The sequence below is a fragment of the Acidovorax sp. LjRoot74 genome, from assembly GCF_964254355.1.
In the GTDB taxonomy this organism is placed as follows: domain Bacteria; phylum Pseudomonadota; class Gammaproteobacteria; order Burkholderiales; family Burkholderiaceae_C; genus Acidovorax.
Map to the genome: position 1 here is coordinate 3,841,095 of NZ_CAXUTI020000001.1, position 11,962 is coordinate 3,853,056.

Genomic DNA, 11,962 nt, shown 5'->3' on the forward strand with positions numbered 1-11,962 from the left:
GCCTTGCACGGAAGGGACTTCGCCCTTCAACACCACTCTTCGCCACACATTGGTGGCCGTTGGCGTGCCCAAAACATCAAATTTGATAGCAGCTATCGCTTGATGGGTGCGCGCAGAAGCCCTTTTTTCTTCATAAATTCAGCGGAGCGCAGCAGACACAGGGGGCGCAGCACCCCAGGCTGGCATCAGCGCCCCACCATCTGCGCAGGCACCACCCACTGGTCAAACTGCTCGCCCGTCACATGGCCCGACGCGATGGCTGCGGCACGCAGGCTGGTTCCCTCCTTGTGCGCCTTCTTCGCAATGAAAGCCGCCTTGTCGTAGCCGATGTGCGGGTTCAACGCCGTCACCAGCATCAGCGACTGCTCCACCAGGTCGTTGATGCGCGCCTGGTTGGGCTCGATGCCCACGGCGCAGTGCTCGTTGAAGCTGGCCATGCCGTCGGCCAGCAGGCGCACGCTCTGCAGGAAGTTGTGAATCACCATCGGGCGGAACACGTTCAGCTCGAAGTTGCCAGAGGCCCCGCCGATGTTGATGGCCACATCGTTGCCCAGCACCTGCGCGCACAGCATGGTCAGCGCCTCGCACTGCGTGGGGTTGACCTTGCCCGGCATGATGGAAGAGCCCGGCTCGTTCTCGGGGATGGTGATCTCGCCCAGCCCGCTGCGCGGGCCGCTGGCCAGCCAGCGCACATCGTTGGCAATCTTCATCAGGCTGGCCGCCAGGGTCTTGAGCGCGCCATGGGCATGCACCAGGGCATCGCAGCTGGCCAGGGCCTCGAACTTGTTGGGGGCGGTGACCAGCGGCAGGCCGGTCAGGTCTGCCAGCTCCTTGGCCACGGCCTGCGCGTAGCCTGCAGGCGCGTTGAGCCCCGTGCCCACGGCCGTGCCGCCCAGGGCCAGCTCGCCCAGGTGGGGCAGCGCGGCGCGCACATGCTGCTCGCCATGCTGCAGCTGTGCCACCCAGCCCGAGATCTCCTGGCCCAGCGTGAGCGGAGTGGCGTCCTGCAGGTGGGTGCGGCCAATCTTCACGATGCCATCAAACGCCTTGGCCTTCGCCGCCAGCGTGGTGCGCAGGCCGTGCAGCGCGGGCAGCAGGCGGTGCATCAGCGCGTCCACCGCCGCCAGGTGCATGGCGGTGGGGAACACGTCGTTGCTCGACTGGCTCTTGTTCACCTCGTCGTTGGGATGCACCAGCCGCGCCTCGCCGCGCGGTCCTTTCAATAGCTCGCTGGCGCGGTTGGCCAGCACCTCGTTCATGTTCATGTTGGTCTGCGTGCCCGAGCCGGTCTGCCACACCACCAGCGGAAACTCCTGCAGGTGGCCACCGCCAATCACCTCGTCCGCCGCCGCCACGATGGCCGTGGTCTTGGCCGCATCCAGCAGGCCCAGAGCATGGTTCACATAGGCACTGGCCCGCTTGACCTGGGCCAGCGCGCGGATCAGCTCGGGCGCCATGCGCTCCCCTGAGATCGCAAAGTGGTGCAGCGAGCGCTGCGTCTGCGCCCCCCACAGCCGGTCAGCGGGCACATCGATGGGGCCGAAGGTATCTTTTTCGGTCCGGACTGCGGTCGGGGCGGAGGTGGAGTTTTTCACGGGTGGGCCTTGCCGCTCAACGAGCGAATGGGGGTGGAACGAAACACCAGACCGCAGCATACCCACCCCGGGCCACGGCGCGCCAGCACCCGCTAGCACCCGCCACCACCCGCGTTGGCCCCTGACAGGACCACGCAAGCCCGGCGGGGGATAATTCAGGGTTCGCGTTTTCCCTAAAACCCCCACCGCCATGACCACGACGACCATTCGCCAAGAAGACCTGATCGAATCCATTGCCGGCGCGCTGCAGTACATCAGCTACTACCACCCCACCGACTACATCGCCCACCTGGCCCGCGCCTATGAGCGCGAAAAGAGTCCAGCGGCCAAGGATGCGATCGCCCAGATCCTGACCAACAGCAAGATGAGCGCCACCGGCCAGCGCCCCATCTGCCAGGACACCGGCATCGTCAACGTGTTCCTGAAGGTGGGCATGGATGTGCGTTGGGAAGGCTTCGATGCTGGCGTCGATGGCAAGCCCTGCAGCCTGGACGACGCCATCAACGAAGGCGTGCGCCGTGGCTACAACCACCCCGACAACACGCTGCGCGCCTCGGTCGTGGCCGACCCCCAGTTCGCCCGCAAGAACACCAAGGACAACACCCCCGCTGTGATCTTCACCGAGATCGTGCCCGGCAACACCGTGGACGTGACGGTGGCGGCCAAGGGCGGCGGCTCGGAGAACAAGTCCAAGATGTACATGCTCAACCCCGGCGACAACGTGGTGGACTGGGTGCTCAAGACCGTGCCCACCATGGGCGCCGGCTGGTGCCCGCCCGGCATGCTGGGCATCGGCATTGGTGGCACGGCCGAAAAGGCGGTGCTCATGGCCAAGGAAAGCCTGATGGACGACCTGGACATGTACGAACTGCAGGCCAAGCAAGCCAGCGGGGCCGAACTCGACAATGTCGAAAAGCTGCGCCTGGAGCTGTTTGAAAAGGTCAACGCCCTGGGCATTGGCGCCCAAGGCCTGGGCGGCCTGACCACCGTGCTGGACGTCAAGATCAAGATGTACCCCACGCACGCGGCCAGCAAGCCGATTGCGATGATCCCCAACTGCGCGGCCACGCGCCACGCGCACTTCGTGATGGATGGCTCGGGCCCGGTGTACCTCACGCCCCCCAGCCTGGACCTGTGGCCCAACGTGGACTGGGCTCCGGACTACAACAAGAGCAAGAAGGTCAACCTCGACACGCTGACCAAGGAAGAAGTCGCCAGCTGGAAGCCCGGCGACACGCTGCTGCTCAACGGCAAGATGCTGACGGGCCGCGACGCCGCGCACAAGCGCATCCAGGACATGCTGGCCAAGGGCGAGAAGCTGCCCGTGGACTTCACCAACCGCATCATTTACTACGTGGGCCCTGTGGACCCCGTGAAGGGCGAGGCCGTGGGCCCCGCAGGCCCGACCACTGCCACGCGCATGGACGGCTTTACCGAGATGATGCTGTCCCAGACTGGTCTGATCGCCATGGTGGGCAAGGCCGAGCGCGGCCCGGTCGCCATCGAGGCCATCAAGAAGCACCAGAGCGCCTACCTGATGGCCGTGGGCGGTGCGGCCTACCTGGTCTCCAAGGCCATCAAGACCGCCAAGGTCGTGGGCTTTGCCGACCTGGGCATGGAAGCCATCTACGAATTCGACGTGGTGGACATGCCCGTGACCGTGGCCGTGGACGCCGGTGGCACCAGCGCCCACATCACCGGCCCGGCCGAATGGCAAAAGCGCATCGCCTCGGGCGAGTTCAAGGGCATCGGCGTCGCTGCGGCCTGAGGTCCCATCCGGTCGCCCCGGCGCCAGCGCTCGGCTCTGGCGCCAGGGCAATGACTCTCCTAACCGCCTTCGGGCGGTTTTTCTTTTGGGTCCAACCCTCTGCGGCACGAAGGCTGCGTCTTTCCTACAATCCACGCTTTCGTCCAACTGCCAGAGCTTGGTTCCTCGATGCCGCAGGCCTCTTTTCCCATCGGTGTTTTTGACAGTGGCGTCGGTGGGCTGAGCGTGCTGCGCGCCCTGCTGGCCGCCATGCCCCACGAGCGTTTCGTGTACCTGGCAGACAGCGCCAACGCACCCTATGGCGAGCGCGGCGACGCCTTTGTGGCCGCCCGCACCCATGCCATCACGCAGTACCTGCGCGAGCAGCACCACATCAAGGCCTTGGTGGTGGCCTGCAACACCGCCACGGCGGCGGCCATCCACGAGGTGCGCAGCAGCCACCCGGACTTGCCCCTGGTGGGCCTGGAACCCGCCATCAAGCCTGCCCTCGCGGTGACGAAGACCGGCCACGTGGGCGTGATCGGCACCCGGGGCACGCTGACCAGTGCGAAGTTCAGCAAGCTCATGGCCTCGCTGCAGGAGCAGGCGCATTTTGTGGTGCAGCCCTGTGACGGCCTGGCCCATGCCATCGAGCGCAGCGTGGCGCTGCCCGTGGCCGCCCCAGGCAGCCCCGTCGATGCCACAGAGACCGGCGCACTGTGCGCGCGCTATGTCCAGGCCATGGGCAGCTTCGGCACCGCCCCGGGGCAGATGGACACCCTGGTGCTGGGCTGCACGCACTACATCTTTGTAGCCCACGAGCTGCGCGCACTGGTCGGGCCTGGCGTGCAGTTCATCGAGACCGGCGAACCCGTCGCACGCCAGACGCGGCGCCTGCTGAACACTGCGGGCCTGCTGCACCAGCCAATCCATGCAACGGCGGACGAAACTCCCGCCACGCCCAGCATCCAGCTACTGACCACCGGCCCCGTGGCCATGCTGGAGGCCGCTGCACAACGCTGGCTGGATCTGCCCGCCAGCTGCTGCCGGTCTGTGCAAGTGCCTTGATATATAAAAAAAATCGGCTCTACCGCCCGTCCATCAAGCACTTTAAGCTATTAATTTAATAGCAATCTACCTAACGGCCGCGTCACCCTCAGGACGGCTCCGTGCCCCACAGCCGGGTGCCTGCGTGCTCCACATGCGTGAGGTACAGCCGCAGGTCGAACTCGTACTGGTGGTACTGCGGCTCCATGTGGGTGCATAGCTGGTAGAAGGCTTTGTCGTGGTCCTTTTCGCGCAAGTGCGCCAGCTCATGGACCACGATCATGCGCAGGAACTCATCGGGCGCCTGCTTGAACATCGAGGCAATGCGGATCTCATGCTTGGCCGCCAGCCGGTTGCCCTGCACGCGCGACACCGCCGTGTGCAAACCCAGTGCGTGGCGCACGACATGGATCTTGTTGTCGAACAGCACCTTGTTGACCGTGCCCGCGTTGCGCAGATAACGCGCCTTCAGCTCCTGCGCGTAGTCATACAGCGCCTTGTCGCTGCGCACGGCATGCGCTTGCGGGTATTTGCGCTGCAGCACCGCCCCGAGCTTTCCCTGCGCCAGCAGATCACGTGCCTGGTCCTGCAGGGCCGCAGGGTAGGAGCGCAGATAGGGAAGGTCGGAGTGCATGGAAAGCGAGATAGTTGCTGCCACACGGGGCAAGAAGGCTCGGCGGACCGGCCAGGGCCGCTTGCTTCACCACCTGTGCAGCCCTCGATGCCCGCCTCACCCGCCTGCGTGGAATGTTGTGAGCCCCGGAAGGCTCGGAGGATCAGTGCAAGTGGCGCGGACGGCGGCCACCGCCACCGTGGCCGCTGGCTGGCCCCCCCGGGCCACGGGGTGGCTTGCCGATTTCCAGCGAGTTCACCAGGGCATCAAAACGCTGGCTGAACAGCTTGTCGATCTCGGCGACCACACCGCCCAGCTCGGCACCATCAAAGTGGCGCTCCATCATGTTCACCACGTCCTGCACCAGCAAATCCCGCTGCACCTGCATGATGGCGGCCGGTGTTGGGCCGACAAAGAGCATCACAAAGTCATCGCGCGACTCGGCGCCCTGCTCTTCCTCTTCTTCGTCAAAGTCGGCGTCGTAGAACGTGACTTCGATCGCAGCCCCTTGCTCGGCCAGCTCGTTGAGGCTCATGCACATTTCGTCCAGCGACTGGCGAAAGTCGTCATCGCCCCGCACCGTCCAGCACATCTGCAGCAGATGCTCCTGCGCATCAAACTTGATGCCGGGCTCCTCCTCATAGGCGCTGGCAGCACCATCGGCCAGCGAACGGGCTCCAGCGTACTTCCACAAAGGTTTGAGCGCCTCCTGGAGCTGGTCAAAACTCACATCAGCGCGCAAAGGGACCTGTCCGTGGACATGGATTTCGAAGGGAGCGTTGTAACTTGACATGATTGAATCCTAGAGCCTGTTCAATGTCTTTTTGGAGTCGCACAAGTCCCTTGCCGGGATGGGCTGCTAGGCGCGGTGCGCAGTGGATAGCCTAGCTATCCACAAGCACCGCAACACCGCAGACCGCCCGGCAAGGCACTTGCCCGAAGGGTTGGAGTGAAATCGGGCGATTGGACGCCCCGGCTGCTTGCATGGGCATGAGCCCATACTGCGCAGCCGGAGCATCCACTCTTCCCGATTGCACTCCAATGCGATCTCCAAAAAGACATTGAACAGGCTCTTCGTGGTGCCCCGAGCCGGGGTCGAACCGGCACGCCCCTTTTCAGGAAAGCGGCGGATTTTAAGTCCGCAGTGTCTACCAATTTCACCATCGGGGCGCCGGCTGCTGAGCGCACACCTGCGGTGCAGCGTAACCCGGGCAGCACATGTGCGCAATGCCCTGTCGCATCCGTGGCCACCAGCTGCTGCATGAAAACAGCACACCCGGCGCCACCAAGAAAAAAGGGAAGCCTAAGCTTCCCTTTTCAAAATTGGAGCGGGAAAAGAGTCTCGAACTCTCGACCTCAACCTTGGCAAGGTTGCGCTCTACCAACTGAGCTATTCCCGCATTTGCTTGCTTCGCTTGACGTCTCTGTCAGTGCTCATCAGCAAGCCTCAAATTATATCGCTATTTTTGGCCTCATTCGATTGCTGACCAAAAATTTTCCAATTACCTACCAGCCTTGCCCATCTTCGGCGCAGCGCAGAATTCTAAAGATTCTGAGCTACCGACGGTATAGACCGTATCTGGAGGCGCGGTCCGGAGTCGAACCGGACTAACCGGATTTGCAATCCATCGACCGCCTTGTAAATCAACAAGTTAGACGATAACCACTCGATCAACCGCACCGCTTTGCGTCTGGGCTGAATTCTGCCACAGATCGAACAGCGTTTCGGCGTAGCCTCGCAAGAAAAAAGCACTGTATGCTTTAACAGTGTTTCAAAGATGAGCGCATGTACTGCACGGTTTACAGACTCTACGACGGCCAGGGCAACCGCCTGCAGAACGATGTGGCCAAGGCCAGCGGGCAAACCGGCTGGCTGGTGTACAGGCTGCGGCGACCCACCACTGGCGAGCCACTTTGCCACGCCTTGCTGCTACCCAAAGAGGGGGCGCCAGACCAATCTGCAGTGCTGCCCCCACTTAACCACGCGCGTCTGCGGATGCTGGAGGGCGGGATGCGCCTCACCGGCCAGGACTTTGACGCGCACCATCGCTACCTGAAGCAGTCCTGGTGGGTGGTGCCGTTGACGGTCTAAAGACTCACGGCCACCAGGCCGCCCCCACCACCGAAAGCAGGATGCCAGGCCACATGAGCGCCCGGAAAATGCCAACACGAGCCAATTCGTCGGGACGATCTCTGCCCCAGGAATTGTTGCCGTCAGCAAGGGCAAACCACGTCGCCCATCCAGCCAGGAGTGCTCCAGCAGACGCGCAAGCCCTGCCCCAGTGGAAATCAAGACCAGGACCGATACGGCCGGTGAGCCAGAGAACAACCCCCGATAGCACCGCGATCAAAACAATCGGGCGCGCACTGCGATAGAAGTCTCTGTGTACGGCCTCTGAGAACTCCGCATATTTGGCGTTTTCCACCTTTGCCGACTTGATTGCACAGATATGCACAAACGCCTGCCACAACTCGCTTTTGCTCATGTTTCCTTCTCACCACTGAAAAAGACCAGTTTGCGCTGACGCCTGGTCATAGCTATAGATGATCAGCTCCATCCGATCCACGGCCTTGGCCCCACCTCCGACGGTGTAGCTTATCGGCACCTCCTCCATCTGCAGCCCGGCAAAGCACGCCCGGATGTCCGGGTGGTCGTTGATGCTCAGGATGGCCTTGCCCTTGATGCCGCGCATCAGCTCGGCCATGGCTTCATATTCCGGCCAGGCAAACGGCACGCCATAGCCCTCGGTCTGCCAGTAGGGCGGGTCCAGGTAAAACAGCGTGTGCGGCCGGTCATATCGGCGTATGCACTCCTTCCAGTCCAACCGCTCGACGTAGGTACTCGCCAGGCGCAGGTGCGCGGCGCTCAGGGTTTCCTCCAGCCGCAGCAGGTTCACCGGTGGCGCCGTGGTCGCGGTGCCCCAGGTCTGCCCCTGCACCTTGCCGCCGAAGGCATGGTGCTGCAGATAGAAGAACCTGGCCGCGCGCTGCACATCGGTCATCGTGTCGGGCGGCGTGTCCTGCAGCCACTTGAACACATCGCGGCTGCTCAGCGCCCACTTGAACTGGCGCACGAACTCCTCCAGGTGGTGCTTCACCACCCGGTACAGGTTGACCAGCTCGCCATTGACATCGTTGATCACCTCAACGTCTGCCGGTGGGCGCAGGAAGTAAAGCGCCGCACCGCCAGCAAAGACCTCGACGTAGCAGCTATGCGCCGGAAAGCGCGGGATCAGGATATCGGCCAGGCGGCGCTTGCCGCCGAGCCACGGGATGATTGGGGTTGCCATAGGGCTCCAGGTTCGTCGTTTACACTCGCCCCGCCTGTACAGGTGGGCAGGGCCTTGGCTTGACTTACTGGGTACTTCAGTGGGTCAGGTGGCCGAGGGGGTGCTCCAACACCCTCTCGGTCGCCTTGTTCTTTTTTTCAGTCGATGCGGGGTGGTGGCCCCTCATCGTTTCGCGGGATGGCAAAACGCCGCGCTCTCTCCAGCACTCGCTGCTGCTCATCGCGCTGGTCTCGCCGCAGGCGCTCATCCATCCGTTTGACGGCCTTGCGGCCGAGGCCAGGGCGGGCGCCCTGGTGTGCATGCGTGTGCACCGCCATCACTTGGCTCCCTGCTGGCGGCGCTCCTCGATGTCCAGGATCTTGTTGACCTGGCTTGCCAGCTCATCGTGTCGCGTTCTGCAGATGGCTATCCACTCTGCCGTGTCCCGCTCGCTGGCGTAGCCGGAGGTAGGGGTATGGTCAGTTTCAGAGGCGGCAACGGCTGCGGCCGCACCTGCAGGTTCGCTGGCAGGGCTTCGTAGCCCGAGCGAAGAGGAGGTGCCGAGGTTGTTGAGCATGCCGACAGTGCGAGCGTCAAGGCACTGGCGATCAGCAGACAGGGTAGCGATTTGCGCACGGGCGTCTCCCAGCTTGTTGGATAGGGTAGCCACCGTGGCCGCGTGGCGGCCGCTGGCGGTGTCGTTGAACTGGCGCTGCTGCCTGGCGTCGGTCTGCCGGGCCTCTTCGGCCTGGCGCTCGATCTCCATGCGCTGCGCCTCTTTGGCGCCCCAGCGCCATTCCTGCACGCGCCAGGCGCCGGTGGCGGCGATGGCTGCGGCCACCAGGGCGGTGGCTGCGTAGGTGTAGAGGCCGGGGATCATGGCAACTCCTGAATGCCCAGCTGGGCGCCCTGGTCGGTAATGGTGATCACGCGGTTTGCAGGCTTGTCGGGCACGCGGGTGCTGACGTGCACCCACTGCTTGCCCTTCACGCCCTCCAGGATCAGCTGGCCGATGCCCAGCACCGACACCAGCGGCGCCAGGCTGCGGGCGATCTGGTACGGGGAGCCGTAGCCAGGCGCCACAATGTCGGCCGCGTGGCCTTGTGTGTGGTCGCTGCTGGTGACACCGCCAACGGCCGCGTTGAGCTGGCGCCCACGGTAGCCGCTGGTGACGGTGATGGGCACCTTCAGCGTGTTGCGGATGCGCTCCAGCATCTCGGCCGTGAGCACCAGGCGCGGCACGATCTCAGGCGGTGGCGTGTTGTCCAGCCCGAGCTGGCGGGCCTTGGTGCTGGCCGTCAGCTCGGCCAGGGTGAAGTGTTGTGTGAGCTTCATGGGTTGCTACCCTTCCTTGACGCGTGTACGAACGATGAGCACCGCGAAGCCCAACAGCACGCAGGCATCCTGCAGCGTGGGTGTCTCCAGCGGTAAAAGTGGCGTGATGAAGGCCCCGGCACCGCCGGTGGCCAGCAAAGCCCAGGCGATGGCTTTGAGCCATTCGGTAGCGCGCTCGCGCGGCGCAAGGCCACGCCTGCAGGGCGCAGTGCGCTCAAGCTTGTTCAGGGCCTCGGCCAGGACGATGACGCCCGAGAGCCAGTGCACCAGGCCCAGCGCAGTGACGGCAGACAGGGTGATGGTCATGGTGTGGCCCCTCCACCCGGCACCTGTGGCACGGTTTGCACCTGGCCGCTAAAGCGCTTGATGAAGAACACCAGCACCTGCTGCGCGCCGCCGCCCACAGCAAACGCGACCCCCATCAGCGCCGGGTCTTGCAGCTGGTGGACCAGCAAGGTCAGCGGCGCCAGGTAGCCCGCTGTCAGGCTGCTGGCGAAGGCCACAAACATGCGGCGCACGGTGGTGCGCAGCAGCTCGCGCCAGGTGTCGCTGCTGCCGGGCACTGCGTTGAGCAGGATGATGGCCACCAGCGCACCAGCAAAGCCAGCGATCAGGACATCCACCCGCAGGCCCAGTGACACACCAAACGCGGTGATCATGGTGCTGGTGGCGGTGGCCGTGGCCACTGTGAGCACACCGGCGGCGGTGGACGATACGGGTTCAGGCATTGGCATCCCTCAAAGTTATTTTTGTTGTTCAGCCGCCTAAGCCACCCGCGCGTGTGCCACGTACCCCAGCCGGGCATCTGGCGCGCTGCGCGGTGCGATCTGTTCCACGCAGCCGGTGTCCTTCGGCGCGACAAAGCCCAGGGCGATGCCGCCCAGGCTGGCGCGCATCTGCCCTGGCCAGGGCCACGCGGCCGAGGCTCCCGCGCCGTCGAACAGCACATCCCCGCCGATGCCCTTGCGCACGCGCAGGCTGATGCCGCCGCTGTAGTGGCAGCGCAGGCGCAGGGTGAGCAGATGGTGGGCCGCAGGGTCAAAGCTGCCCGCCACCTGGTTGGGCATGGGCACCAGCTCGGGAGAGAAGGTGCCGTTCCAGGTCTCGGCCAACACCGTGCCATCGCCCAGCAGGATGGCGCCGCGTGCGTGGGTGAAGAGGTTCTGCCCGTCACGCACGATGGGCCCGCAGTGCGGGTTGTTGCTGCCCGCCTCGCCCGAGGTATCTACCGCCAGCACGATGTGATGGGCGCCGTTGGCAAAGTAGCGCGACACGTCAACCACGGCCAGCAGCTCGGCATAGTCAGGCGTGGCGGCCTGCTCAACGGTGCGCAGGTAGCAGAAGTCCAGGTCGTTGGACTGCAGGTTAAAGCGTCCGATCTTCATGGCGCGGGCTCCCCAGTAAAAAGGCCCGCATCTGCGGGCCTGGTTGGATTGGTGGTGGCGTCAGGGGGCGGCTGCCTAGTGAGCGCCGCCCACAGGCTGCAGGGGTCAAACCGCCAGGCATCGGGCATGCACAGCATGGCGGCCACGGCCTCGCTGCAGAGCCAGCGGTCTTTGTCGTGCCCCAGCACGCGGGCGACGAAGCCCACCAGGCCAAGCACGTCATAGCCCCGGCCGTAGTGCTGCTGCAACCAGTCGCGCGCCTGGTGCACGCTGCCCATCACCTCGATCTGGTCCCAGTGCGCCGGGTCCAGCACCATGTGCTTGACGCGCACGCCGCCGTCCATGAACGAGCTGCTGGCGCAGATAGAGCGGCCTTGGGCATCAGTGCCCAGCACCAGCTCGCAATGGCTGTAGGAGCCACGCAGCCACCAGGACGTGACGCGATTGAACAGGCGCTTGCGGCCTTTGTAAAAAGCGATGCGCATGACCACCCCTCAGGAGAAGTACAGCTTGCGCAGTGCCAGGTTCTCGGCAAGCTGCACGGGGGTGGTGAGGATGTCGTCCTGCAGGGCTTCGGTGACTGCCGCCACTTTGGTGCCTACATAGGACAGCCCCTGAGCGACATCCGGGCGCTGCAGGTCGATCCACTTGCGCACCTGCAGATCAGACAGGATCGCCTTCACCCCAGCGTCTGCGCTTGTCAGCACAGCCATCTTTGCCGATCCAAAGCGGTCGAAGAACGGGCCGATGTCAATCAGCCAGTCGGTGGGGCCTGGCGCCGGGGCCTCAGGCGCTGGTGGCTCGCTGTAGGGCAACAGCACCCAGGCCTCGCCCGTGAAGTTGGGCCAGGGCTCGCCCACGATCCGCTCGGCGGGCACGTTGCTGGGGCCCAGCTCGGTGCTGCGATCGGGGATCTCGGCGGTGGAATACCAGCCGTGGTTGTCGTAGTGGTGCAGGATGGTTGTGATCAT

The 11,962-nt window shown here is 64.3% G+C and carries 15 protein-coding genes and 3 tRNA genes; 3 read left to right on the forward strand and 15 right to left on the reverse strand.

Features of this window, described 5'->3' with window-relative positions; all coding sequences use genetic code 11:
- Positions 1–185: 185 nt before the first annotated feature.
- On the reverse strand, positions 186–1,595 hold the full coding sequence (fumC, locus tag ACSQ3O_RS18235; RefSeq protein WP_436139954.1) for a class II fumarate hydratase: 1,410 nt from the start codon (positions 1,593–1,595) through the stop codon (positions 186–188).
- A 190-nt stretch (positions 1,596–1,785) separates the two neighbouring features.
- On the opposite strand from fumC, the gene ACSQ3O_RS18240 reads away from it, so the two are divergent.
- Entirely contained in the window at positions 1,786–3,363 is a 1,578-nt protein-coding gene (locus ACSQ3O_RS18240) for a fumarate hydratase (RefSeq protein ID WP_436139955.1), read from the forward strand.
- A 168-nt stretch (positions 3,364–3,531) separates the two neighbouring features.
- Positions 3,532–4,410: a glutamate racemase gene (gene murI / locus ACSQ3O_RS18245; RefSeq protein ID WP_436139956.1), complete on the forward strand. Its 879-nt coding sequence runs from the start codon at positions 3,532–3,534 to the stop codon at positions 4,408–4,410.
- Positions 4,411–4,498: 88 nt separating this feature from the next.
- Here murI and ACSQ3O_RS18250 read toward each other — a convergent pair whose 3' ends face one another.
- The 5 genes from ACSQ3O_RS18250 to ACSQ3O_RS18270 form a co-directional block, all read right to left on the reverse strand.
- A complete protein-coding gene (locus ACSQ3O_RS18250; RefSeq protein WP_137748548.1) occupies positions 4,499–5,023 on the reverse strand; it encodes a M48 metallopeptidase family protein in 525 nt (174 codons plus the stop codon).
- Positions 5,024–5,165: 142 nt separating this feature from the next.
- Positions 5,166–5,795, reverse strand: coding sequence for a DUF6806 family protein (locus ACSQ3O_RS18255; protein ID WP_137748549.1), 630 nt, complete (start codon positions 5,793–5,795; stop codon positions 5,166–5,168).
- Between the two features lie 284 nt (positions 5,796–6,079).
- Positions 6,080–6,172, reverse strand: a tRNA-Leu gene (locus ACSQ3O_RS18260).
- Positions 6,173–6,326: 154 nt separating this feature from the next.
- Positions 6,327–6,402, reverse strand: a tRNA-Gly gene (locus tag ACSQ3O_RS18265).
- Between the two features lie 180 nt (positions 6,403–6,582).
- Positions 6,583–6,684: transfer RNA gene (locus ACSQ3O_RS18270), tRNA-Cys, on the reverse strand.
- 104 nt (positions 6,685–6,788) lie between these two features.
- On the opposite strand from ACSQ3O_RS18270, the gene ACSQ3O_RS18275 reads away from it, so the two are divergent.
- Positions 6,789–7,094: a hypothetical protein gene (locus tag ACSQ3O_RS18275; protein WP_436139957.1), complete on the forward strand. Its 306-nt coding sequence runs from the start codon at positions 6,789–6,791 to the stop codon at positions 7,092–7,094.
- A 4-nt stretch (positions 7,095–7,098) separates the two neighbouring features.
- Here ACSQ3O_RS18275 and ACSQ3O_RS18280 read toward each other — a convergent pair whose 3' ends face one another.
- From ACSQ3O_RS18280 to ACSQ3O_RS18320, 9 genes are all read right to left on the reverse strand, one after another.
- Complete coding sequence (locus ACSQ3O_RS18280) at positions 7,099–7,488, reverse strand: hypothetical protein (RefSeq protein ID WP_436139958.1); 390 nt, start codon at positions 7,486–7,488, stop codon at positions 7,099–7,101.
- Between the two features lie 9 nt (positions 7,489–7,497).
- Positions 7,498–8,292: a DNA adenine methylase gene (locus ACSQ3O_RS18285; protein ID WP_436139959.1), complete on the reverse strand. Its 795-nt coding sequence runs from the start codon at positions 8,290–8,292 to the stop codon at positions 7,498–7,500.
- 316 nt (positions 8,293–8,608) lie between these two features.
- A complete protein-coding gene (locus tag ACSQ3O_RS18290) occupies positions 8,609–9,151 on the reverse strand; it encodes a hypothetical protein (protein WP_436139960.1) in 543 nt (180 codons plus the stop codon).
- On the reverse strand, positions 9,148–9,606 hold the full coding sequence (locus ACSQ3O_RS18295) for a D-Ala-D-Ala carboxypeptidase family metallohydrolase (RefSeq protein WP_436139961.1): 459 nt from the start codon (positions 9,604–9,606) through the stop codon (positions 9,148–9,150). Before ACSQ3O_RS18295 ends, ACSQ3O_RS18290 begins: the two co-directional genes overlap by 4 nt.
- Before the next feature lie 6 nt (positions 9,607–9,612).
- Positions 9,613–9,912: a hypothetical protein gene (locus ACSQ3O_RS18300; protein ID WP_436139962.1), complete on the reverse strand. Its 300-nt coding sequence runs from the start codon at positions 9,910–9,912 to the stop codon at positions 9,613–9,615.
- Entirely contained in the window at positions 9,909–10,334 is a 426-nt protein-coding gene (locus ACSQ3O_RS18305) for a hypothetical protein (RefSeq protein ID WP_436139963.1), read from the reverse strand. Before ACSQ3O_RS18305 ends, ACSQ3O_RS18300 begins: the two co-directional genes overlap by 4 nt.
- 36 nt (positions 10,335–10,370) lie before the next feature.
- A complete protein-coding gene (locus tag ACSQ3O_RS18310) occupies positions 10,371–10,991 on the reverse strand; it encodes a hypothetical protein (RefSeq protein ID WP_436139964.1) in 621 nt (206 codons plus the stop codon).
- The gene (locus ACSQ3O_RS18315; RefSeq protein ID WP_436139965.1) at positions 10,988–11,476 is read right to left on the reverse strand and encodes a hypothetical protein; all 489 of its coding nucleotides are present in this window, start codon (positions 11,474–11,476) and stop codon (positions 10,988–10,990) included. Before ACSQ3O_RS18315 ends, ACSQ3O_RS18310 begins: the two co-directional genes overlap by 4 nt.
- Before the next feature lie 9 nt (positions 11,477–11,485).
- Positions 11,486–11,962: a hypothetical protein gene (locus ACSQ3O_RS18320; RefSeq protein WP_436139966.1), complete on the reverse strand. Its 477-nt coding sequence runs from the start codon at positions 11,960–11,962 to the stop codon at positions 11,486–11,488.